General features: G+C 62.5%; 22 protein-coding genes. 11 read left to right on the top strand and 11 right to left on the bottom strand.

The features are described 5' to 3' along the window. Window positions 1–5: 5 nt before the first annotated feature. Window positions 6–647: a chloramphenicol phosphotransferase CPT family protein gene (locus tag FHX10_RS25385; RefSeq protein WP_028755762.1), complete on the top strand. Its 642-nt coding sequence runs from the start codon at window positions 6–8 to the stop codon at window positions 645–647. A gap of 297 nt (window positions 648–944) precedes the next feature. Here FHX10_RS25385 and FHX10_RS25380 read toward each other — a convergent pair whose 3' ends face one another. The 6 genes from FHX10_RS25380 to coxB form a co-directional block, all read right to left on the bottom strand. Beyond that, entirely contained in the window at window positions 945–1,820 is an 876-nt protein-coding gene (locus FHX10_RS25380; RefSeq protein ID WP_028755763.1) for a cytochrome c oxidase subunit 3, read from the bottom strand. A 61-nt stretch (window positions 1,821–1,881) separates the two neighbouring features. Continuing rightward, window positions 1,882–2,490, bottom strand: coding sequence for a cytochrome c oxidase assembly protein (locus FHX10_RS25375; RefSeq protein WP_047613946.1), 609 nt, complete (start codon window positions 2,488–2,490; stop codon window positions 1,882–1,884). Further along, on the bottom strand, window positions 2,487–2,627 hold the full coding sequence (locus FHX10_RS25370; protein ID WP_028755765.1) for a hypothetical protein: 141 nt from the start codon (window positions 2,625–2,627) through the stop codon (window positions 2,487–2,489). Before FHX10_RS25370 ends, FHX10_RS25375 begins: the two co-directional genes overlap by 4 nt. Continuing rightward, window positions 2,627–3,577, bottom strand: coding sequence for a heme o synthase (locus FHX10_RS25365; protein WP_028757357.1), 951 nt, complete (start codon window positions 3,575–3,577; stop codon window positions 2,627–2,629). The genes FHX10_RS25370 and FHX10_RS25365 overlap by 1 nt, the downstream gene beginning before the upstream one ends. A 67-nt stretch (window positions 3,578–3,644) precedes the next feature. Then, window positions 3,645–5,345, bottom strand: coding sequence for a cytochrome c oxidase subunit I (gene ctaD / locus FHX10_RS25360; RefSeq protein WP_184390502.1), 1,701 nt, complete (start codon window positions 5,343–5,345; stop codon window positions 3,645–3,647). A gap of 18 nt (window positions 5,346–5,363) precedes the next feature. After that, entirely contained in the window at window positions 5,364–6,248 is an 885-nt protein-coding gene (gene coxB / locus FHX10_RS25355; protein ID WP_029867860.1) for a cytochrome c oxidase subunit II, read from the bottom strand. Window positions 6,249–6,564: 316 nt separating this feature from the next. On the opposite strand from coxB, the gene FHX10_RS25350 reads away from it, so the two are divergent. The 3 genes from FHX10_RS25350 (at window position 6,565) to FHX10_RS25340 (ending at window position 9,225) form a co-directional block, all read left to right on the top strand. Further along, entirely contained in the window at window positions 6,565–7,224 is a 660-nt protein-coding gene (locus FHX10_RS25350) for an invasion associated locus B family protein (protein ID WP_029867861.1), read from the top strand. 76 nt (window positions 7,225–7,300) lie between these two features. Continuing rightward, window positions 7,301–8,716 (top strand): metalloprotease TldD, encoded by a 1,416-nt coding sequence (gene tldD, locus FHX10_RS25345; RefSeq protein ID WP_184390499.1) that lies wholly within the window; start codon window positions 7,301–7,303, stop codon window positions 8,714–8,716. 17 nt (window positions 8,717–8,733) lie between these two features. After that, a complete protein-coding gene (locus FHX10_RS25340) occupies window positions 8,734–9,225 on the top strand; it encodes a GNAT family N-acetyltransferase (RefSeq protein ID WP_132574106.1) in 492 nt (163 codons plus the stop codon). Window positions 9,226–9,255: 30 nt separating this feature from the next. Here FHX10_RS25340 and FHX10_RS25335 read toward each other — a convergent pair whose 3' ends face one another. Beyond that, window positions 9,256–9,570 (bottom strand): MazG nucleotide pyrophosphohydrolase domain-containing protein, encoded by a 315-nt coding sequence (locus FHX10_RS25335; protein WP_097630561.1) that lies wholly within the window; start codon window positions 9,568–9,570, stop codon window positions 9,256–9,258. 98 nt (window positions 9,571–9,668) lie between these two features. Further along, window positions 9,669–10,952 (bottom strand): D-alanyl-D-alanine carboxypeptidase family protein, encoded by a 1,284-nt coding sequence (locus FHX10_RS25330; RefSeq protein WP_028756244.1) that lies wholly within the window; start codon window positions 10,950–10,952, stop codon window positions 9,669–9,671. Between the two features lie 262 nt (window positions 10,953–11,214). Here FHX10_RS25330 and FHX10_RS25325 point away from each other — a divergent pair, with 262 nt between their 5' ends. Next, complete coding sequence (locus tag FHX10_RS25325; protein ID WP_028757335.1) at window positions 11,215–12,252, top strand: polysaccharide deacetylase family protein; 1,038 nt, start codon at window positions 11,215–11,217, stop codon at window positions 12,250–12,252. Between the two features lie 5 nt (window positions 12,253–12,257). Here FHX10_RS25325 and pdxH read toward each other — a convergent pair whose 3' ends face one another. Further along, complete coding sequence (gene pdxH, locus FHX10_RS25320) at window positions 12,258–12,878, bottom strand: pyridoxamine 5'-phosphate oxidase (protein ID WP_028757334.1); 621 nt, start codon at window positions 12,876–12,878, stop codon at window positions 12,258–12,260. Between the two features lie 65 nt (window positions 12,879–12,943). Here pdxH and FHX10_RS25315 point away from each other — a divergent pair, with 65 nt between their 5' ends. The 4 genes from FHX10_RS25315 to FHX10_RS25300 all read left to right on the top strand — a co-directional run bounded on the left by FHX10_RS25315 (window position 12,944) and on the right by FHX10_RS25300 (window position 16,400). Next, on the top strand, window positions 12,944–13,402 hold the full coding sequence (locus tag FHX10_RS25315; protein ID WP_028757333.1) for an RT0821/Lpp0805 family surface protein: 459 nt from the start codon (window positions 12,944–12,946) through the stop codon (window positions 13,400–13,402). A 266-nt stretch (window positions 13,403–13,668) separates the two neighbouring features. Beyond that, window positions 13,669–14,844, top strand: coding sequence for a DnaJ C-terminal domain-containing protein (locus FHX10_RS25310; protein ID WP_184390497.1), 1,176 nt, complete (start codon window positions 13,669–13,671; stop codon window positions 14,842–14,844). A gap of 122 nt (window positions 14,845–14,966) precedes the next feature. Continuing rightward, window positions 14,967–15,785, top strand: coding sequence for an enoyl-ACP reductase FabI (gene fabI / locus FHX10_RS25305; RefSeq protein WP_003588115.1), 819 nt, complete (start codon window positions 14,967–14,969; stop codon window positions 15,783–15,785). Between the two features lie 24 nt (window positions 15,786–15,809). Next, complete coding sequence (locus FHX10_RS25300) at window positions 15,810–16,400, top strand: histidine phosphatase family protein (RefSeq protein WP_028757331.1); 591 nt, start codon at window positions 15,810–15,812, stop codon at window positions 16,398–16,400. A gap of 19 nt (window positions 16,401–16,419) precedes the next feature. Here the strand turns inward: FHX10_RS25300 and FHX10_RS25295 are convergent, their stop codons facing one another. Together FHX10_RS25295 and FHX10_RS25290 are read right to left on the bottom strand one after the other, a co-directional pair. After that, the gene (locus tag FHX10_RS25295) at window positions 16,420–16,638 is read right to left on the bottom strand and encodes a DUF1902 domain-containing protein (RefSeq protein WP_028757330.1); all 219 of its coding nucleotides are present in this window, start codon (window positions 16,636–16,638) and stop codon (window positions 16,420–16,422) included. Window positions 16,639–16,681: 43 nt separating this feature from the next. Beyond that, entirely contained in the window at window positions 16,682–16,942 is a 261-nt protein-coding gene (locus tag FHX10_RS25290; RefSeq protein WP_018449305.1) for a DUF1344 domain-containing protein, read from the bottom strand. Window positions 16,943–17,197: 255 nt separating this feature from the next. Here FHX10_RS25290 and FHX10_RS25285 point away from each other — a divergent pair, with 255 nt between their 5' ends. Together FHX10_RS25285 and aroC are read left to right on the top strand one after the other, a co-directional pair. Continuing rightward, entirely contained in the window at window positions 17,198–20,371 is a 3,174-nt protein-coding gene (locus FHX10_RS25285) for an EAL domain-containing protein (protein WP_029867868.1), read from the top strand. 200 nt (window positions 20,372–20,571) lie between these two features. Further along, window positions 20,572–21,669 (top strand): chorismate synthase, encoded by a 1,098-nt coding sequence (aroC, locus tag FHX10_RS25280; RefSeq protein WP_029867869.1) that lies wholly within the window; start codon window positions 20,572–20,574, stop codon window positions 21,667–21,669. Window positions 21,670–21,680 lie beyond the last annotated feature (11 nt).

Below are 21,680 nucleotides of genomic sequence, written 5' to 3'. Positions count from 1 at the left end.
GACTGATGACTAACGATAGCCACTCCGCACAGATCATCATCCTGAACGGCGCGCCGCGAAGCGGAAAATCCAGCATTGCGCGCGCAGTCCAGGAACATTTCGACGGGCCGTGGATCAACCTCGGCGTCGACAGCTACAATGCCATGACACCGAAGCGCTACCTCCCGGGCATCGGCCTCAGGCCGGGCGGCGAACGGCCGGACCTCGAAGAGCTGGTGCCGTTCCTCTATGCCGCCCTTTATGAGTCGATCGCCATCCATGCCGGGTTCGGCCTCAATGTCATCGCCGATCTCGGCCACCATGACAGCTATACCAAGCCGCTCGGCATTCTTGCCGATTGCGCCCGGCGACTGGAGGATTTTCCCGTGCTGTTCGTCGGCGTGCGCTGTCCGATCGAGACAATCATGCAGCGGCGCGAAACTGCCCAGGAAGGGCGCGAGACGCTTTATCTCAGGGCCACGGAGGAAGTGCCCATTCCAGAACCAGTGCAACGCTGGCAGGACGAGGTGCATCGGCCCGGCATCTACGATATGGAGGTCGATACGTCAGTGCTGACACCGCTCGAATGCGCCGAGGCGATCCGCCATCAGCTGGATCTCGGCATTCCCGAACCTTCGGCCTTCGAACGGATCGCCGGGGCGCGCTGAGGCGATGGAGAGCGGGCACGGAGCCCTTACCTCGGTCGCAGAGATTGCCGGCGGCGGCCCCTCATCCGGCTGCCGCCACCTTCTCCCCGCTCGCGGGGCGAAGGGGATACGCCGCACCCCTCCGTTCCCCACAGGCCCTCTCGCGGGGGCACGTCCCCTCTCCCCGTCAGAACGGGGAGAGGGTTAGGGTGAGGGGCCGCCATTGGCGCGAACAGTCGTGACCGAGGTCGAGTAAACCGACACCCACCAACAAAAAAGGCGGGCACCGGGCCCGCCTTTTCTCAAATATCGTTCCGATCAGCCGGCGACCGGAGCGCCCCAGCCGCCCCAGACGTAGATGCAGAAGAACAGGAACAGCCAGACGACGTCGACGAAGTGCCAGTACCAGGCGGCTGCCTCGAAACCGAAATGCTGCTTCGGGGTGAAGTCGCCGCGCAACGCGCGGATCAGGCAGACAGCCAAGAAGATCGTGCCGACCAGAACGTGGAAACCGTGGAAGCCGGTCGCCATGAAGAAGGTCGCGCCGTAGATCGAATTCTTGAAGTCGAAAGGCGCGTGGGCATATTCGTAAGCCTGGACGCTGGAGAAGAAGATACCAAGCAGCACCGTCAGCGTCAGGCCCTGGACCAGGCCCTTGCGGTCGTTGTGCAGCAGCGCATGGTGCGCCCAGGTGACCGTCGTGCCCGAGAGCAGCAGAATGACCGTGTTGTAGATCGGCAGGTGCCAGGGATCGAGGACCTCGATGCCCTTCGGCGGCCAGACGCCACCGGTGTAAAGCAGGCGCGAGGCCTGGATCGCTTCGTTCGGATAGAGGCTGGCGTCGAAATAGGCCCAGAACCAGGCAACGAAGAACATCACTTCCGAAGCGATGAACATGATCATGCCGTAGCGCAGGTGCAGCGAGACGACGCGGGTGTGGGCGCCCTCATGGGCTTCCTTCACCGTATCGGCCCACCAGCCGTACATGACATAGATGACCAGAGCGAAGCCGATATAGAAAAGCCAGGGATTGGCAAGCTCCGCACCGGCGACCTTGAACGAACCGCCGTTCAGGTAGCGCATGTAGCAGACGCCGCCGATCGCCATGATGAAGGCGCCGAGCGAGGCGAGAATCGGCCACGGGCTCGGATCGATGATGTGATAGTCGTGATTCTTCTGATGAGCATCGGCCATGTAGCTATCCCCGGATGTCTTCCTTCACTCCGCTCCCGGCATAGCCGGAAACGAGCCTTGATCAAAGTTTCTTTTCAATCTTCTCCGCTCCACCCTCATTCGAAGCCACCGGCTTCGGACCCTCTTTCGGGTAGAACGTATATGACAGCGTCACCGTATGGATGTTCTTGGATTCCACCGCCTTGACGATGTCAGGATCGATGTAGAACACCACCGGCATGTCGAGCTTCTCGCCCGGCTTCAGGTCCGTTTCCGTAAAGCAGAAACATTGCACCTTGTTGAAATAGACGCCTGCCTCGCCCGGGGTGACGTTGAACACCGCCTGGCCGCGCTGGGTTTCGTTCGAGCGATTCTCGGCGGTGAAATTCACCTGAATGGTCTCGCCGATCTTCGGATTGACCTCACGCTCGACCGGTTTGAAGTCCCACTGCAGACCGGGCGCGACATTGGCGTCGAAGGTAACGCGCATGGTGCGGTCGAGCACGACACTCGACACCTGGTCGACGCGCTGGGTCGTGCCGTTATAACCGGTCACCTGGCAGAAGATGCGGTAGAGCGGTACGGCGGCATAGCTCATCGCCCCCATGCCGAAGACGAAGCTCAGGCACATCATCACGACGGCGCCGTTGTTGCGGCCCTGCTTCTTCGGTGTACCGGCGTTTTCGCTCATCCCGCCATTCCCCCGCCGATCTTCACGATGGTGATCGCGTAGAAGAGAATGACGAGGCCGGCAAGCACCAGCCCGAGGGCGACGTTGCGGTTGCGGCGCGACTTGCGCTGCGCTTCCGTCAGCTTGACCATTTCCATCAGAACCAACCTCCCGCATGCGAGACCAGCACCGAAGCCAGCCGGTCGATCATCAAGGCGGAGAACACGGCGAAGAGATAGAAGATCGAGAAGCCGAAGAGCTTCTTCGCCGGGATCATCTTCAGATCGCCGTCGGGCATGCGCCAGACGGCGATGGAACAGTATATGAAGATCGCGCCGAGCGCCGCAGCGACGAAGCCGTAGCCGAGGCTCGCGAAACCGAGGACGGTCGGCAAGACTGCGCAGATGGCGGTCAGCACAGCATAGGCGACGATCTGATGCTTGGTCACCCGCTCGCCGGCGACATTCGGCAGCATCGGCACGCCGACGGCTTCGTAATCGCGCATCTTGAAGAGGGCAAGCGCCCAGAAATGCGCCGGCGTCCACAGGAAGATGATCATGAACAGCACGGTGCTCTCGATCGTCACGCTGTTGGTCACGCAGGCCCAGCCGATCATCGGCGGGAAGGCGCCGGCGGCGCCGCCGATGACGATGTTCTGCGGCGTCGAGCGCTTCAGCCACATGGTGTAGATGACGGCGTAGAAGAAGATGGTGAAGGCGAGGATGCCGGCCGAGAGCCAGTTGACGGCCAGGCCGAGGATCACCACCGAAAAGCCCGAGAGCACCAGGCCGAAGGCGAGCGCTTCCGACGGCGCGATGCGGCCGGCCGGGATCGGACGGTTGGCGGTGCGGCTCATGACGGCGTCGATATCGGCGTCATACCACATGTTCAGCGCCCCGGAGGCGCCGGCGCCGACGGCGATACAGAGAATGGCGATCAGGCCGAGGACGGGATGGATGTGGCCCGGCGCCAGCACGAGACCGGCAAAGGCAGTGAAGACCACGAGCGACATCACCCGTGGCTTCAACAATTCGAAATAATCGCGCGCACTCGCTTCCGACAATTCGCCGTCCTTTGCAAGCGCCCCGTGATTGTCGATGACCGTCATCATTCCGTCCTGCATGTCTCAAGATCAGGACGCCGTATCGAATGCGGCGTCCTGATGCCCGCGCAAATTACTTGATGCGCGGAAGCTGTTCCCACTGGTGATAGGGCGGCGGCGAAGGCAGCTGCCATTCGAGCGTCGTCGCACCCTCACCCCACGGATTGTCGCCGGCGACGCGCTTCTTGGCGAAGGCTTCGAAGACGCCGTAGAGGAAGATCAGCACACCGAAGGCCGAGATGTAGGAGCCGACGGAGGACACATAGTTCCAGCCGGCAAAGGCATCCGGATAGTCGATGTAGCGGCGCGGCATGCCGGCGAGGCCGAGGAAGTGCTGCGGGAAGAACACCAGGTTGACGCCGATGAACATGATCCAGAAATGCAGCTTGCCGACGAACTCGTTGTACATGTAGCCGGTCATCTTCGGGAACCAGTAGTACCAGCCGGCGAAGATCGCGAAGACGGCGCCGAGCGACAGAACGTAGTGGAAGTGGGCCACGACGTAATAGGTGTCATGCAGCGAGCGGTCGAGACCGGCATTGGCAAGCTGGACGCCGGTGACGCCGCCGACCGTGAACAGGAAGATGAAGCCGATCGCCCAGAGCATCGGCGTGCGGAACGAGATCGAGCCGCCCCACATCGTCGCGATCCAGGAGAAGATCTTCACGCCCGTCGGAACGGCGATGACCATCGTGGCGAAGACGAAATAGCGCTGCGCGTCGAGCGACAGGCCGACCGTGTACATGTGGTGGGCCCAGACGACGAAGCCGACAGCGCCGATCGCGACCATGGCGTAGGCCATGCCGAGATAGCCGAAGATCGGCTTCTTCGAGAAGGTCGAGATGATGTGGCTGATCATGCCGAAGCCCGGCAGGATGAGGATGTAGACCTCGGGGTGACCGAAGAACCAGAACAGGTGCTGGTACAGGATCGGGTCGCCGCCGCCTTCCGGAGAGAAGAAGGAGGTGCCGAAGTTGCGGTCGGTGAGCAGCATGGTGATGCCGCCGGCCAGAACCGGCAGCGACAGCAAGAGCAGGAAGGCGGTGATCAGCACGGACCAGGCAAACAGCGGCATCTTGTGCAGCGTCATGCCCGGAGCGCGCATGTTGAGGATCGTGGTGATGAAGTTGATCGCACCGAGGATCGACGAGGCGCCGGCAATGTGGAGCGCAAAGATCGCAAGGTCGACCGCCGGTCCCGGCGTGCCGCTTGTCGCCAGCGGCGGATACATCGTCCAGCCGCCGCCCGTGCCATAGGCGCCTGCCGGGCCTTCGACGAACATCGACAGCAGCAGCAGCGCGAAGGCGGGAACGATCAGCCAGAAGGAGATGTTGTTCAGGCGCGGGAAGGCCATGTCGGGCGCGCCGATCATGATCGGCACCATCCAGTTGGCGAAGCCGCCGATCATCGCCGGCATGACCATGAAGAAGATCATGATCAGCGCGTGCGCTGTGGTGAACATGTTGAACATCTGCTTGGCACCGTCGATCGCGGCATCGCCTTCATAGCCGTAGACCATCGAGGCCAGGCCGTGGAAGATCTGGATGCCCGGCTCCTGCAGCTCCATGCGCATGGCAACCGACAGCGCGCCGCCGATGATGCCGGCAATGATCGCGAAGATCAGGTAGAGCGTGCCGATGTCCTTGTGGTTGGTCGAGAACAGCCAGCGATTGGCAAAGCTCGGCTTGTGCCCGTGATCATGGTGATCGTCATGAGCGTGGTCGTGGTGGGCGTGATCATGAGAATGATCGTCGTGAGCGGAAGGTCCAGCCATTGTCCCGATCCCCTTTAATTACTGTGCTTCGGCAACGTCGAGGGTCTTTGCGGGACCATCGGTTGCGGCCATGAGTGTCTTGTAGGCGCCGGGCAGGTCACTGGCGGCCGTGGTCAGCCACTGCTTGTACTTGTCCTCGGAGACGACGCGGATGGCGATCGGCATGAACGCATGGTCCTTGCCGCAGAGCTCGGAACACTGGCCATAGAACAGGCCTTCGCGCTCGGCCCTGAACCAGGTCTCGTTCAGACGGCCCGGCACGGCATCGATCTTGACGCCGAAGGACGGCATGGCGAAAGCGTGGATGACGTCGGTCGGCGCCGAGGTCACGAGAACGCGGACCGTCTTGTTGACCGGCAGGACCAGCTCGTTATCGACGGCGAGAAGCCTGGGATAGATCGACTTGTCTTCCTTGCCGGCGCTCGCGCGGTCCTGATCCTTCAGGAGGTAGGAATCGAAAGCGAGCGGGCTTTCGCCCGAGCCTTCATATTCATAGTTCCACTGCCACTGGGTGGCGGTCGCCTTGATGGTGACGTCGGGATTTTCAGGCAGCGTCAGCTGCGCCGTCAGCAGGTTGAACGAAGGAATGGCGAGAAGAAGAAGCACCAGGACCGGCCCCACGGTCCAGGCAACCTCGATCAGCGTATTGTGGCTCGTCTTCGAGGGAACCGGGTTCGCGCTGGCGCGGAACTTGACGCAGACGACGATGAGCAGGACCAGAACGAAAAGCGTGATCGGAACGATAAACCACAGAGTATATTGTTCGAACCAGTGGATTTCCCGCATGATCGGCGTTGCCGCCGGCTGCAGCGTTGCCTGCCACGGCGTTGGCTGGTCGGCATATGTGCCGGAAGCAAAAAGCAGACAGACCAGCGTGGTCAGGGCTGCATAAGCCTTCTTCATCACCTTATTATCTCCCTCGAGCGCTTGACCTGCAAAATAGAACGCAGAATCCTTGCCATCTTCAGCGCTTCAAACCACAGTTTGGCATTTGCCGCAACAGGTCAGAGCAATTGTCTATGCGGCATTTTTGCTCAAAGCGTAGGCAGCCCTGAACGGCAAAACATCCCAAGTTTTTCATCAGCATATGAAAAATCGGCTTTCCGGCCAATCCGCGCGCCGCACATTATTTCGGAAAGGTCCAATTTCCGCCGCAGTCCCCCGGTTTTCACGGGGTGGGGCTTTTCATTTTTGGTGGGCAGCTTCAACAATAGCCGCAATGATTCGATATCCAGAGGTTTCCATGGGTTTCCGTTCCCTCGCGCAGTCGCTTCTCGTGACTGCCAGCATCGCGGCCGCAGCGACGACGCCCGTTTTCGCACAGCAACCCACGCCGTCGCAGGCCAAGCCGCCCGCTGCCGCGCCGGCCCCTGCCCCCGCGCCGCAACAGCCGAATGCCGCCAAGCCGAATATCGAACAGGTGACGCCCGGCCAGACGCAGCCACAGGCGCCGGGAACGGTGAAGTCCAATCACGGCGCATGGTCTGTCGTCTGCGACAAGCCGGCCGGGGCTGCGACCGAACAATGCGCGCTGATGCAGAACGTCATCGCCGAGGATCGTCCGGAAGTCGGGCTTTCCGTCGTCGTCTTGAAGACGGCCGACCGCAAGTCGAAGATTCTCCGCGTGCTCGCGCCGCTCGGCGTGCTGCTGCCGAACGGCCTCGGGCTCAATGTCGACGGCAAGGATATCGGCCGCGCCTATTTCGTCCGCTGCTTCGCCGATGGCTGTTACGCCGAGGTCGTGCTCGAGGACGAACTGCTCAAGACCTTCCGCAGCGGCGCCCAGGCAACCTTCATCGTCTTCCAGACCCCGGAAGAAGGCATCGGCATCCCCGTCGACCTCAAGGGCTTTGCCGAAGGCTTCGACGCCCTGCCTTGAGGCCGGGGCTTGCTCGGACTATCCAACAGACCTACATCGGCTATGAGCACTCCTGCTCTTCAGCGGAGCACAAGACATGACCACCGATCTCCTGACGCTTTTCGATGCCGATGAAGCGACGATGCGCAAGCATGTGGCCGAGGCGCTGTCCGGCGCCGATGACGGCGAACTGTTCATTGAGCATGCGCAGGCGGAAGCGCTGACCTTCGACAATGGCCGGCTGAAGGGCGGCAGCTTCAACACCGAACAGGGTTTCGGCCTGCGCGCCGTTGCCGGCGAAGCTGTGGGTTACGCGCATGCCGGCGATCTGTCGGTGGCGGCGCTGAAGCGGGCGGCCGATGCGGTCGGCGCGGTGACGCGCGGCTATTCCGGCTCCTATGCCGCCGCACCCCAGGGCACCAACAAGAAATTCTACAGCGACGAGAACCCGATCGGCCAGCCGAGCTTCGAGGAAAAGGTCAAGGTCCTGCAGGAGATCGACGCCTATCTCAGGGGCAAGGACGATAAGGTGCGGCAAGTGACGGCCTCGGTCGCCGCCAGCTGGCAGGTCGTCGATATCCTGCGCGCTGACGGGCACCGCGTGCGCGACATCAGGCCGATGACGCGCATCAACATTTCGGTGATGGTCGGCGAAGGCGAGCGGCAGGAGAGCGGCTCCTACGGCCATGGCGGGCGCATCGGCTTCGGTGACTTCATCGCCGAGGGCAGCTGGCAATATGGCGCCGACGAGGCGCTGCGCCAGGCGCTCGTCAATCTCGAGGCGATCGATGCGCCGGCGGGCACGATGGACGTCGTGCTCGGCTCCGGCTGGCCGGGCGTCATGCTGCACGAGGCGGTCGGTCACGGGCTGGAAGGCGATTTCAACCGCAAGAAGACGTCGGCCTTTTCAGGCCTTCTCGGCCAGATGGTCGCCGCGCCCGGCGTCACCGTCGTCGACGACGGCACGATCGACAACCGCCGCGGCTCGATCACCATCGACGACGAGGGCACGCCGTCGGCCTACAACGTGCTGATCGAAAACGGCAAGCTCGTCGGCTATATGCAGGATCGGCAGAATGCCCGGCTGATGGGCATGGCGCCCACCGGCAACGGCCGCCGCCAGGGCTATGCGCATGTGCCGATGCCGCGCATGACCAACACCTATATGCTCGGCGGCGACAAGACGCCCGAGGAGATCATCGCCTCGGTGAAGAAGGGCATCTATGCCGTCTCCTTCGGCGGCGGCCAGGTGGACATCACCTCCGGCAAGTTCGTCTTCGGCTGCACCGAGGCCTATCTGATCGAGAACGGCAAGGTCGGCGCGCCGATCAAGGGCGCCATGCTGATCGGCAACGGACCGGATGCAATGAAACGGGTGTCGATGATCGGCAACGACATGAAGCTCGATACCGGCATCGGCAATTGCGGCAAAGCCGGCCAATGGGTTCCCGTCGGCGTCGGCCAGCCGCATCTGCGCATGGATCAGGTGACGGTCGGCGGCACGCAGACCTGAGGCGAAAGGATTCTCTGATGGCGGACATTGAAATCAGAACCTTCGCATCAGATGACGCCGATGCCGTGCTTTCGGTGATCCTGCCGATCCAGCGCGAGGAATTCGGCATCGACATCACCGCGGATGCGCAGCCGGATCTCAGGGTCATCCCGGATTTCTACCAGTCCGGCAAAGGGCAGTTCTGGGTCGCCGTCAAGGACGGCGCCATCGTCGGCACGGTCGGGCTGAAGGATATCGGCAACAACCAGGCGGCGCTGCGCAAGATGTTCGTCTCAGCCGAGGTTCGCGGCCGCGAACACGGCGTGGCGGCGCTGCTCCTCGATCGCCTGATCGCTCACGCCAGGGATGCCGGCATCACCGATATCTTCCTCGGCACGACGGACAAGTTCGTCGCCGCGCATCGTTTTTACGAGAAGAACGGCTTTAGCGAGATTGCCAAGAGCGCCCTGCCCCGCTCCTTTCCGCTGATGGCGGTGGACAGCAAATTCTACCGCTATAAGGTCGGCTGACTCGATTTCTGGAAGATGAGGCGCCCCGCCTCATCTTGACGCCAGCGCCGGCTGAAACCGCCACTTCCTTTCGATCGCCGCGGCAAGGTCGATATCGTTGCGGCGGGCAAAGAGCAGGATGTGGCCGAGCAGGTCGGCGGTTTCGTCGGCGAGATCGCGGTCGAGTTCTTCCGGCGTCCGGTCCCTGCGGCGACCGCGGCCGGTGACGCGGTTCCAGGCCTGGGTGAGTTCGCCCACCTCCTCCTGCAGCTTCAGCAAAAACCAGTCGGGGTCACGCTCGATGCCGTTGGCTGCGGCATAGGCCGCGGATGAGGTTTCGAACTGATCGGCGAGACGGCGCAGCATGGGCGTTCTCCTTTTGTTTATGGAGGAGACGCTGATTCCCGCCGATTGTCCAGACTGGGATGGTCCAGGCCGGGATTGCCTAAAGTGCTGGGCAGCGATCAGCTGTGGTCCGGCAGCAGCATGCAGTCATAGGAGCGCTGTCTCAGTGCATCGCAGGCCGAGACGGCGGCATCCTTGCTGGCGAAGCCGACGAAGCGGGCGCGATAAATCCTGTTCGCCCCCTGCCCGACAGCCTCGGTATAGGGCGAGGCGGAAACGAGCGGCGCGCCGCCTTCCGACTGCGCCTGGGCGAGAAGCGCACGCGCCGCATCGGCGCTGGGAGCAGCCGAGATCTGGATCTGCCAGTCGCCATCGGCCCTCTCTGCCGATGTCTTCGGCGTCTTGCCGGCGTTCAGGATCTCCTCCATCGCGACCGGACGCTCCAGCGGCACGACGGCGTCATCGGCATAAGCCAGGCTCTTGGCCCCGAGATCATCGGCCGGCCGCGGTGCGTTGAGCGGCACCGGAACATCGGAATCGTCGGCGGCGGACGCGACTTCGACAGCCTCCTTGGCGCCGACGCTCGCCACCAGCTTGGCGCCGCCGGAAGAGGAGGCACGGCCGAGGTAACGGTCGAGCAAACCAGCCATCTTGGCGTCGCGGCTGCGGGCGGTGCGGCCGCCGAGGACGACGCCGACCACGCGGCGGTTGCCGTCCTTGACGGCGCTGACGAGGTTGAAGCCGGAAGCGTTGGTGTAGCCCGTCTTGATGCCGTCCATGCCCTGGTAGCGGTACATCAGATTGTTGTGGCCGCGCACGGTCCGGCCGCGGAAATTGAAGCTTGCCGCCGAAAACAGGCGGTATTCGTTCGGATAGTTCTTCATCAGCGCGACGGCGAGCGTCGACATGTCGCGCGCCGTGGTGACCTGACGGCCGTCCGGCAGGCCGGAGGCGTTGACGAAGACGGTGCGGCTCATGCCGAGCTGGCGGGCCTTGGCCGTCATCATCCGGGCAAAAGCGCTTTCAGAGCCGGCGAGCTTCTCGCCCATGGCGGAGGCGGCATCATTGGCGGATTTGACGATCATGCCATAGACCGCCTCGCGCACGGTGATCGTGCCGCCGGCCTTGACGCCAAGCTTGGTCGGCGGCCGGGCGGCGGCGTATTTCGACATTGTGATCGGAGTATCCCAGGCGATCTTGCCGCGTTTCAGCGCCTCGAAGGTGAGATAGAGCGTCATCATCTTCGTCAGCGAGGCCGGATGGTTCAGCGTATCGGCGTTTTCAGCGGCGAGAACCTTGCCTGTACGGGCATCGAGGATCAGCGAAGCGTTGCCGGCAAGGGCTGCAAGCGGCGCCGAAACGGCAAGCGTTACGGTCAAAACAGCCGCCAAAAGCTTTCTCATACACTTCCCCTCATCTGCTTGCCCCTGACGCTGGCCCCTGATGCGCTGGCCCTTCAAACGTTGATCCGCGACAGGACCGGCATTTGTGCCGTAATGTGACAGAAGCCGTAAGTTTGGCGCGACTTTGAGGCAACGCCTATCATTTTTCTAGTCTTTTCATCGCCTTGGTTAACAAGAAATCAAAGACCCGTGCCGAATCGGGATTCAGCAAGGCTTAAGTCGCCGCTGCTAGGTTCCCGCAAAGGCAAGGGACGGACGGCGCATGACGGGACAATTCAAGCGGTTGGCAAAACGCGCGGCGATCGGCGCCGGGCTCGAGCTTTCCTGGCTGCTCGCCGCTGCCGGACTGATGCGCGAAGCGCGCGGGCGTGGCGTCGTCTTCACGCTGCACCATGTCCGCCCGCATGTACCGCAAGCCTTCGCGCCGAATGCGCATCTCGAAATCACTCCGCGTTTTCTCGACGCGGCGCTCAACCGGTTGCGGCGGAAGGGCTATCGCTTCGTGCCGCTCGATCAGGTGCCGGTGCTCTTGGCGGAACCCGAGGGCGGGCCGCCGTTCGCAGCCTTCACGCTCGACGACGGATACCGCAACAATGTGGAACATGCGCTGCCGGTGTTCGCGCGGCATCAGGCGCCGTTTACGGTATTCGTCGCCAAGGGTTTTGCCGAGGGCTCGCATAGTATCTGGTGGGAGACGCTCGCCATCCTCCTGCGCCGGGCACCGGAAATCCGCTTCGATTTCGGCCGCGGCAGCGAGCGGCTGGGGCTCGACAGCCCGCAGCAGCAATGGACTGCCTTCGATCGCTTCGCCGCCTACATCCACGGCTCCAACGAGGCGCACGCCGTCGCCGCCATCGATATGCTGGCACGGGAAAACGGCATCGAGCCGACGGATATCGTCCGCGATCTGGTGATGGGTCCCGGCGAATTGCAATGGCTGGCGACACATCCGCTCGCATCCCTCGGCGCCCATACGATCAGCCATCGCGCGCTCGCCCGCCTGCCGGAAGCCGAAGCGCGAATCGAAATGCAGGTTTCGGCGGATTATGTCGAGGCGGTGGCCGGCATCCGTCCCGATACGATCGCCTATCCCTACGGCACGCCGGCGGCTGCGACCGCCCGCGAGGCGCGCATTGCGCGCAATCTCGGCTTTACCCTCGCGGTCACCACGCAACCCGGGCTGCCGGCAGCACAGCTGACCGGCTATCTCCCGCGCCTTTCGCTCAACGGCTTCTACCAGAAGCGGCGCTACGTCTCGGCGCTCGCCTCAGGGATCCCGCTGAAGCTGATGGGCAGGTAAGCCTGTCAGGGATACATCCGCACCTTGTCCCATTCGCCTTCCGGTGAAGGCCGGCGGAATTCGACACGGTCATGCAGGCGGAATTTCTGGTCCTTCCAGAATTCGATCGAGGTCGGGCGGATGCGAAAGCCCGACCAGTGGGCCGGGCGCGGAATCTCGCCGATGGCATAACGGGCGGTATATTCGGCCACGGCTTTCTCCAGCGCGAATCGGCTCTCGAGCGGGCGGGACTGCTTGGACGCCCAGGCGCCGATGCGGCTGCCGCGCGCACGCGTCTTGAAATAGGCGTCGGCTTCGGCATCGGTGACGATCTCGACGGGGCCGCGCAGCCTCACCTGGCGGCGCAGGCTTTTCCAGTGAAAGCACATGGCGGCCTTTTTCTGGCCCAGAATTTCACGGCCTTTCTGACTCTCGAAATTGGTGTAGAAGACGAAACCGTCTTCATCGAATCCCTTCAGGAGAACCATGCGGACATTGGGAAGACCATCCTCATCGACCGTTGCCAGCGCCACCGCGTTCGGGTCACTGGGTTCGGAAGCCTCCGCTTCTTTCAGCCATTCGGCAAAGAGCTTGAAGGGTTCGCCACTTTCGGTAAAGTCACCGCTTGTTAACTCGTTTGCCGACATATTGGTTCAAATGCCCCGGATTATTCAAAACTCGCCCAGCTTTTGGTAACTGGACAGGACGCAGGGTGGAAGTCATAGCAAAGTCATATCGCCATACAAAGAGCCTGCGGCGACGCAGCAGCGCGTTCTTAGTCATCGGCGTCGCCATGCTTTCGCTTTCCGGCTGCGTTGGCAGCGGCATGGATTTCTTGAGCGAGGCCAAGGTCGACCGCTCGGTTGCCACCGGCACCGTGCCGCAGACGCCGCCGAGCACCGACACGCTTTCCGACGAGATGACCGTGCGCAACGCCGTGACCTCGGCCGACGTGCAGCGGCTCGAGGGCCAGCCGCTTCCCTGGGCGAATGCATCGACGGGCAGCGCCGGCGTCATCGAAACCATCGTCGAGAACAACGAGCAAGGCCAGGTCTGCCGCCAGTTCCGCACGACCCGGCATTCCTATGTCGGCATCGCCAAATTCTACGGCAAGACCTGCCTCGTCGGCGGCGGCAACTGGCAGCTTTTGAGCTTTCAGCCGGAAAGTTAATTCCGCGGGAAAGCTGATCCGGCTCGCCGACAGGTTAACGCCCGACGCCTTTCCGCCGAATGCTTAGCAAAGAGCTAACCATTCGGGGCGAAACACCCCACATCTCTCCATAGAAATAAGAAGTGATTAGCAACTCCAACGCACGATCGGCGTTGAGAGTGGCTCTCCCTGCCTTTGCGGCGGGTGGCGCCGCGCACTTGATATTGGAGTTTCGGGGTGCCGGGCAAGGACGTGGCTTCCCGCATCGCAACACCGGCGGTTTTGACATGCGCGATCCTTACAAAATTCTGGGCGTCAAGCGCGACGCGGCAGCAGACGAGATCAAGGCGGCTTGGCGCAACATGGCCAAATCAGCCCATCCCGACCACAATCAGGGCGACCCGACGGCGACGGCCCGGTTCGCCGAGATCGGCCGCGCCTATGAAACGCTGAAGGACCCGCGTAAACGCAGCCTGTTCGACAATGCCGTGCGGATGGCGGAAGCCAAGAAACAAGAACAGACGATCATGCAGCAGCGCCAGGCCGCGCGCGAGGCTGCGATCCGCGCCAAGGCGGCGCAGGCCAATGCCGAGCGGGTGATGGAAGAGCTTGCACGCGCCGCCCAGAAGTCGGCCGCCGAAGGCGCCAGGCAACAGGCGGGAGCGGCTGAGCCTGCCGACGAGATGGTGGAGCGCATTTTCGGCGCACAGGCGCGCGCTGCGGCAGGCGGCCAGGCGCAGGGCCGCGCCCAGCAGGCACAATACCAGCAGACACAGAATCAGCAGACGGGCGAGACCGGCAGGCGCGCAGACGGCGACGCCGCCGAGGCCGAGCCCAAGGGCGACGAGGAGATCGGCGAGGCTGCGGCCAATGCCGGCGCCAACCTGCCGCTGCCGCTCAGCATCCTGACAAACCTGGTGCGCCGTTTCACCGGCGCCAAGGATACCGGCCTGGAAAAGGCACCGGATGAGGTGACGACGGCGACGGTGACGATCGACGACGTCTTGAAGAGCGGCTGGATCACCGCGTCGCTACCGGAGGGCCGCGAAATCGGCTTCGCATTGCCGGCAGGCACGACGGACGGTCATGAGATCAGGCTCAAAGGTCAGGGCTTCAAGCTGCCGGGCATGCAGCGGGGCGACGCCGTCATCAACATCCGCATCGCACCCGATCCGCGCTTCACCGTCGACGGTTTCGATCTGCACGCGGTGCTGCCGCTCAGCATCGAAAATGCCGTGCTCGGCACCGAGGCGCGCATCGAGGGGCCGAGCGGGCCGCTCAGCATTACCATTCCCGCTTGGTCGGGCTCGGACAAGACGATCAGAATCCCCGACCAGGGATTGCCCCGCGAAGAGGGTGGGAGAGGCGATCTCGTCGTCGAATTGCGCATTATCCTGTGGGAAAAGCCCGACGACAAAGTCACCGATCTCATGCGGAGCATGCGCGAAGGCCTGTTCCTGTGAAATTTTTATGACAATCGCACCCTTTGTTACGATACCTAACAGTTGATGATCCAGGCCAAGCTTGAACCGATTAACGGCCTATGCCATAGGCAGGATCGATCAGAATTCCTAGGGAGCGAAATATGGCTCAAGCATCCGGCCTCATGGCAGGCAAACGCGGCGTCATCATGGGTGTCGCCAACAATCGTTCGATTGCGTGGGGTATTGCCAAGGCCATTCATGCGCAGGGCGGAGAAGTCGCGCTCACCTATCAGGGCGATGCGCTGAAGAAGCGCGTCGAGCCGCTCGCCGCCGAAATCGGCGCGACGCTCGTCGGCCACTGCGACGTCGCCGACGAAGCCACCATCGATGAGGTTTTCGGCAACGTCGAAAAGCTCTGGGGCAAGATCGATTTCCTCGTGCATGCGATCGGCTTTTCCGACAAGGACGAGCTGACCGGCCGCTACGTCGACACCTCGGCCGACAATTTCGCCAAGACGATGCAGATCTCCGTCTATTCCTTCACCTCGGTCGCACGCCGCGCCGAGAAGCTGATGACGGATGGCGGCGCCATGCTGACGCTGACCTATTACGGCGCCGAAAAGGTGATGCCGAACTATAACGTCATGGGCGTCGCCAAGGCTGCGCTCGAAGCGAGCGTCAAGTACCTCGCTGTCGACCTCGGACCGCAGAACATCCGCGTCAACGCCGTCTCGGCCGGACCGATCAAGACACTTGCCGCCTCGGGCATCGGCGATTTCCGCTACATTCTGAAGTGGAACGAATATAACGCGCCGCTGCGCCGCACCGTCACCATCGAGGAAGTTGGCGATGTCGGCCTCTATCTCCTGTCGGATCTGTCGCGCTCCGTCACCGGCGAAGTGCACCATGCCGATAGCGGTTATCATGTCATCGGCATGAAGGCGGTCGACGCGCCCGACATTTCCGTCGTCAAGGACTAGAGCATTTCGAGTGGGGCTGAGACCGTGCTTATCTACGTGATCAGACACGGCCAGACCGCCTGGAATGCCGAGCGCCGCCTGCAAGGTCAAAAAGATATCCCGATGAATGCCACGGGCCTGGAACAGGCCCGGCAGAACGGCGTGGCACTTGCCGAGATTCTCGGCAACAGAACCGACGAATTCGATTTTGTCGCAAGCCCGCTCGGACGCACGCGCGCGACGATGGAAATCATGCGCGCCGCCATGGGCCTGCCGCCGCTCGCCTATCGCACCGATCCGCGGCTGGTGGAGATTTCCTTCGGCGACTGGGAGGGCTCGACGCTCAAGGAGCTGAAGGCGACGCAGCGCGAGCGGGTGGCGGAACGCAACGCTTCCAAATGGGATTTCATCCCGCCCGGCGATGACGCGGAAAGCTATGAAATCCTCTCCTGGCGCACCGGCTCATGGTTGCAATCCGTCGATCGCCCGACGGTCTGCGTGACGCATGGCGGCGTCATCCGCACGCTTTTCCAGACGATTTCAGACCTGCCGAAGAGCAGTGCTGCGGAAGGCGCAATCCCGCAGGACCGGATCGCCAGGATCGACACCGCCGAGCGGACGATCGTCTGGCTGTAAGCATCACCAATCGGGTCAGTTAGGTCGGATGGGGGATACGAACGAGCTGTTTGGCGATGATGTGAATCAGGATTTGCGGCAGACTTGAAGTGAAGCCATTCAGCTCGAAAAGATCGGTTACAACAGCGACAACTTTGGGCTTGAGGGCTTCGAAAGTGTCGGCCTCGATGGCCAGCCCTTCGATATCCGTGCTGCTGGCAACCCATACGCCAGCCTCTTCATCCCAATCCGCGCGCACTACGATCGAGGCGTGCTTCCTACAACTATTCTCCAGAAGCCGCCTATTTGACGATATCGAGATCGTTGATGACGCGCTTGCCGTCGACCTCGGTATAGAAGACGATCACCTTCACGCCGGCTTCGAGGCCGTCGAAATTGAATTCCTCGGGCGCCTGATAGGTCTTGCCGTCATCGAGCGTCAGCACGAGGTTTGTTGTGTCGACCTTCTTGATCGTCGCCTCGACATCGGCGCTCTCGGCAAAACCGCTCATCGGCGACAGGAAACTTGCTGTTGCCAAAAGCGTGGCGACGACGAAACGCATGGCGACAATCCTTTTGAAACGCTGCACGAGAGGCTGCACGAAAAAATGACTGGCCACAGATAAGCTCCTGAATATGGCGAAAATTGCCCGTAAGAATGGCTTTTCCCGCCCAATTGATGAATAGGATTTTAAATATAATCAAGATGCCGCATTTACTGCGGTTTTTCCCTTCCCAGGATTTTTCGGCACTGCCTGCGGGCAATCGTAAATTAACCCGCGCGTCCTACAGTTGCTCGCCAACAGGGGAGTTTCATTTTGTTATCCAGGCTGAGCGACAGCAAGCAGTTGCGGCGCGTGTTGAAGAATACCCGCGTCTCGTTTCTGGTTTCGTCGCTCGTCGCCCTTGTCGTCATCATGGTCGGCTTCGGCCTCGACCGGGCCAATACTGCAGCTTATGAACGCGAACTTCATATCCGCACCGAAAGCGAGGCGAATCTCATCCGCGCCCGGGTCATGGCTGAGATCAGCATGGACCTCAGCATCGTCCGCGACCTTGCGAACCTGATCTCCGTCAGCGCGGCGAACCGGGACGAGATGGAGCGCCAGATCAACTGGCTGCTGATCCAGAATCCGCCTTTCATTCATATCGCCGTCGCACCTGATTTCATCGTCAGCAACGTCTACCCGCCGCAATCGGGCACTGAGCGGATCGGCCGCGACGTGCGCGAAGCCCTCTTCTTCCGCCAGGCGATAACGCCCGCCACCGGCGACCAGTCGGCGCGCTTCTACGGTCCGGTCAGCACCGATGGCCGGGGTGCCTTTGCCATATTCTTCCCGGTCTTCGTCAAGGAGAACGGCCAGCGGCGGATCTGGGGAGCGGTCGAGCTCGTCATCGACCAGAAGATGTTCTACGAGGCGACCGGGCTGATGCCGGCGCGCGACCGCGAGAATCAGGAACGCTATCCGCATCTCGACCATCTCTCCATCGCCATCCGCGATATCGGCTTGCCGGCGGCGAGCGCAACGGCAGCCCCCTTCTTCGGGTCGTCCGATATCGACGCCAAGGATCCGATGCGCCAGAAGATCGGCTTTGCCGGCGGCAAGTGGGAGCTTTCCGTCGTGCCGAACAGCGGCTGGGACGCGATCCCGGAAAACCAGACCGAGCTGCGGCTGATCGTCGTTGCCGCCGGCTGCATCATCATCATCCCGATCTTCTTCGCGACCCTCCTGCTCGGCGAGCGCAATCGCAACATTACCGAGCTGGAGACGCGCGAAGCGAAATTGCTGGAACTGTCGCAGCGGCTCAATCTGGCGCTGGAATCTTCGAATATCGGCATCTGGGAGCTGCAGGATGATTCGAGCAGCCTGCTCTGGGACGCACGCGCGGCGGCCCTGCACGGCAAGCCGGCGCAGGAAGGCAGCCGGGCGCTCGACGAATGGCTGGCGGCGGTCCTGCCCGAGGACCGTGAAACCGCTGAGGTGCATTTCTTCAGCTGCAGCGTCGCCGGCGTTGCCTGCACGGCGCAATACCGCATCCTGCTTGGCGACGGCGGCATCCGGCATCTGCGCTCGGTCGGCGCCTTCTATACGGATGCCGGCGGCGTCGGCAAGACGATCGGCATCGTCTGGGACGTGACCGCCGATGCGGTGACCACCGACACGCTGCGCAAGGCCAAGGATATGAGCGAGGTCAAGAATGCCGAGCTGGAGCTGGCGCTTGAAGAGCTGTCGAGCCGCGAGGGGCAGCTCGCCGAGCTTTCGAGCCGGCTCGACCTGGCGCTCAACTCCTATCAGTGCGGCATATGGGAGGCGCGGCCCGGCCGGGGCGGCTCGATCTGGAACGAGCGCATGCACGAGCTCTATGGGCTTGCGCCGCGCAACGGCTTCATGACCGAGGAGACCTGGCTTGGCTGCATCCACCCCGAGGACCGGTCTCTCGCACTCGAAAGCGCCCGCCACCTCAGGCAGAACGGAGATACGCACACACTCGTCTGCCGGGTGATCGTCGACGACGGCTCGGTGCGTTATGTGCGCTCGGTCGGCAAGGTCCACCAGACGGGGACCGGCGAGATGAAGATCATGGGCATCGCCTTCGACGCCACCGAAGACGTGCTGATGACGATCCGGCTGAAGGCCGCCAAGGACGAGGCGGTCGCCAAGAATATCGAGCTCGAGGCTGCCAAGAACAGGATCGAGCACAATTCGCTGCACGACCCGCTGACCGCACTCGCCAACCGCCGCAAGCTCGACATCGCCCTGGAAAGCCTGACGAATGACGGCCGCCAACAGCGGCAGAAATTCTCGATCCTGCACATCGATCTCGACCGCTTCAAGGACATCAACGACACGCTCGGCCATGCCGCCGGCGATGCGATGCTGGTGCATGCCTCGAAGGTGCTCGCCAAGAATGTCCGCGGCAGCGACGTCGTCGCGCGCATCGGCGGCGACGAATTCGTCATCCTCGCGCTCGACGTCGGGGATAAGGAGATGGCGCAGCTATCGGCGCGGATCATCGAGGAGATGCGCCAGCCGATCGATTTCCAGGGTTTCTCCTGCCGCTGCGGCGTGTCGATCGGGGTGGCGCTTGCCAACGGCATCCATGTCGATGCACGCAAGGTGCTGATCAATGCCGATATCGCGCTCTACCGCGCCAAGAGCATGGGCCGCAACCGCTTCGAATTCTTCAATCACAATCTCCAGGCCGATATCATCAACACCAAGCGCACGGCCGACGAGATCCTGGCCGGCATCGACAATTGCGAATTCACCGCCTGGTACCAGCCGCAATTCTCGGCCCGGACGATGGAACTGACCGGCGTCGAGGCGCTGGTGCGCTGGAAGCATCCTTCCAAGGGGTTGCTGACGCCGGACAAGTTCCTGCGCATCGCCGACGAGATCAATGTCGTGCAGATGCTCGACCGGATCGTGCTGGAAACGGCGCTGCGCGACAAGATGCGCTGGGCGGCGCACGGCATCACCGTGCCCAAGGTCTCGGTCAATGTCTCGGCGCGGCGGCTGCATGACGGCAGCCTTCTGGAATCGCTCGCCGATCTGCATATCCGCCCCGGCGAACTCTCCTTCGAACTGGTGGAATCGATCTTTCTCGACGAGAGCGAAGATGTTGCCTCGCAGAATCTCGAACGCATCAAGGCGCTCGGCATCGATATCGAGATCGACGATTTTGGCACTGGCCATACCTCGATCGTCAGCCTGTTGAAGCTGAAGCCCAAGCGGCTGAAGATCGACCGCCAGCTGGTGAAGCCAATCGTCAACGCCTCGCAGGAGCGGGCGCTGGTCAGCTCGATCATCGAGATCGCCCGCTCGCTCGGCGTCGAGACGGTGGCCGAAGGGGTGGAGACGGCAGCGCATGCCGAACTGCTGCGCGATCTCGGCTGCGATATCCTGCAGGGCTTTGCCTTCTCGCGGCCCCTCTCCTTCGACGATTTCTCTGCGGAAGCCACAGGAACGGGGTGGCGGCTGGCCTCGTGACCGCCGCCCGCCGATCGGCCTCAGCCTGACCCCTTCCCTGCCCGCGGAAAGAGGGTCGCGCCAGAAGACCGAAACAGCATTTCCGCACCTGCCGGTTTGACGCAAAGAAAGGCTTTTGCCTGGACGGTTTTTTGGCCTATGAGTGTCGCGCCTTTTCAAGCAATGGCGCAACCGGCTTTGGCGCGCCACCGTGGGAACACATGTCGCACAATACATTCGGTCACCTCTTCCGCGTAACCACCTGGGGCGAAAGCCATGGTCCGGCGCTCGGCTGCGTCGTCGACGGCTGCCCTCCGGGGCTGCGCTTCAAGCTCGAGGAGCTGCAGGTCTGGCTCGACAAGCGCAAGCCAGGGCAATCCCGTTTCGTGACGCAGCGGCGCGAGGACGATCTGGTGAAGGTGCTGTCCGGCGTCATGCTCGACGCCGATGGCGAGACGATGACGACCACCGGCACGCCGATCTCCATGCTGATCGAAAATACCGACCAGCGCTCCAAGGATTACGGCGAGATCGCCCGGCAGTACCGCCCCGGCCATGCCGACTATACCTACGACCTCAAATACGGCATTCGCGATTATCGCGGCGGCGGCCGCTCCTCGGCGCGCGAAACCGCCGCCCGGGTTGCCGCCGGCGGCATCGCCCGCCTCGTCGTGCCGGGTGTTACCGTGCGCGGCGCGCTGGTGCAGATCGGCAAGCATAAGATCGACCGCCGCAACTGGGATTGGGACCAGGTCGGGCAGAACCCGTTCTTCTCGCCGGATGCGGCGATCGTACCGGTCTGGGAGGAATATCTCGACGGCATCCGCAAGACCGGCTCATCGATCGGCGCGGTCATCGAAGTGATCGCCGAAGGCGTGCCTGCCGGTCTCGGTGCGCCGATCTATGCCAAGCTCGACCAGGATATCGCCTCGCTGCTGATGTCGATCAACGCCGTCAAGGGGGTGGAAATCGGCAATGGTTTTGCCGCTGCCGAAACCTCGGGCGAAGACAATGCCGACGAGATGCGCATGGGCAATGACGGCACGCCGATCTTCCTTTCCAACAATGCCGGCGGTATTCTCGGCGGAATCTCCACCGGGCAGCCGGTGGTGGCGCGTTTCGCCGTCAAGCCGACCTCGTCGATCCTGACCGAACGCCAGTCGATCGATGCCGATGGCAAGAATGTCGACATCCGAACGAAGGGCCGGCACGACCCCTGCGTCGGCATCCGCGCCGTGCCGATCGGCGAGGCGATGGTCGCCTGCGCGATCGCCGACCATTATCTTCGCGACCGCGGCCAGACCGGCCGTCTGAAATAGGAGCGCTCGCC

The sequence above is a fragment of the Rhizobium sp. BK591 genome, from assembly GCF_014195045.1.
In the GTDB taxonomy this organism is placed as follows: Bacteria; Pseudomonadota; Alphaproteobacteria; order Rhizobiales; family Rhizobiaceae; genus Rhizobium; species Rhizobium anhuiense.
The sequence above is the reverse complement of the archived record's forward strand: the minus strand, read 5'-3'. Positions and strand labels throughout refer to the sequence as shown.

What these genes read in the sequence shown, in the direction of transcription:
- FHX10_RS25385 (WP_028755762.1), top strand. Translation starts at nt 6, where the DNA reads ATGACTAACGATAGCCACTCCGCACAGATCATCATCCTGAACGGCGCG.
- FHX10_RS25380 (WP_028755763.1), bottom strand. Translation starts at nt 1,820, where the DNA reads ATGGCCGATGCTCATCAGAAGAATCACGACTATCACATCATCGATCCG.
- FHX10_RS25375 (WP_047613946.1), bottom strand. Translation starts at nt 2,490, where the DNA reads ATGAGCGAAAACGCCGGTACACCGAAGAAGCAGGGCCGCAACAACGGC.
- FHX10_RS25370 (WP_028755765.1), bottom strand. Translation starts at nt 2,627, where the DNA reads ATGGAAATGGTCAAGCTGACGGAAGCGCAGCGCAAGTCGCGCCGCAAC.
- FHX10_RS25365 (WP_028757357.1), bottom strand. Translation starts at nt 3,577, where the DNA reads ATGACGGTCATCGACAATCACGGGGCGCTTGCAAAGGACGGCGAATTG.
- ctaD (WP_184390502.1), bottom strand. Translation starts at nt 5,345, where the DNA reads ATGGCTGGACCTTCCGCTCACGACGATCATTCTCATGATCACGCCCAC.
- coxB (WP_029867860.1), bottom strand. Translation starts at nt 6,248, where the DNA reads ATGAAGAAGGCTTATGCAGCCCTGACCACGCTGGTCTGTCTGCTTTTT.
- FHX10_RS25350 (WP_029867861.1), top strand. Translation starts at nt 6,565, where the DNA reads ATGATTCGATATCCAGAGGTTTCCATGGGTTTCCGTTCCCTCGCGCAG.
- tldD (WP_184390499.1), top strand. Translation starts at nt 7,301, where the DNA reads ATGACCACCGATCTCCTGACGCTTTTCGATGCCGATGAAGCGACGATG.
- FHX10_RS25340 (WP_132574106.1), top strand. Translation starts at nt 8,734, where the DNA reads ATGGCGGACATTGAAATCAGAACCTTCGCATCAGATGACGCCGATGCC.
- FHX10_RS25335 (WP_097630561.1), bottom strand. Translation starts at nt 9,570, where the DNA reads ATGCTGCGCCGTCTCGCCGATCAGTTCGAAACCTCATCCGCGGCCTAT.
- FHX10_RS25330 (WP_028756244.1), bottom strand. Translation starts at nt 10,952, where the DNA reads ATGAGAAAGCTTTTGGCGGCTGTTTTGACCGTAACGCTTGCCGTTTCG.
- FHX10_RS25325 (WP_028757335.1), top strand. Translation starts at nt 11,215, where the DNA reads ATGACGGGACAATTCAAGCGGTTGGCAAAACGCGCGGCGATCGGCGCC.
- pdxH (WP_028757334.1), bottom strand. Translation starts at nt 12,878, where the DNA reads ATGTCGGCAAACGAGTTAACAAGCGGTGACTTTACCGAAAGTGGCGAA.
- FHX10_RS25310 (WP_184390497.1), top strand. Translation starts at nt 13,669, where the DNA reads ATGCGCGATCCTTACAAAATTCTGGGCGTCAAGCGCGACGCGGCAGCA.
- fabI (WP_003588115.1), top strand. Translation starts at nt 14,967, where the DNA reads ATGGCTCAAGCATCCGGCCTCATGGCAGGCAAACGCGGCGTCATCATG.
- FHX10_RS25290 (WP_018449305.1), bottom strand. Translation starts at nt 16,942, where the DNA reads ATGCGTTTCGTCGTCGCCACGCTTTTGGCAACAGCAAGTTTCCTGTCG.
- aroC (WP_029867869.1), top strand. Translation starts at nt 20,572, where the DNA reads ATGTCGCACAATACATTCGGTCACCTCTTCCGCGTAACCACCTGGGGC.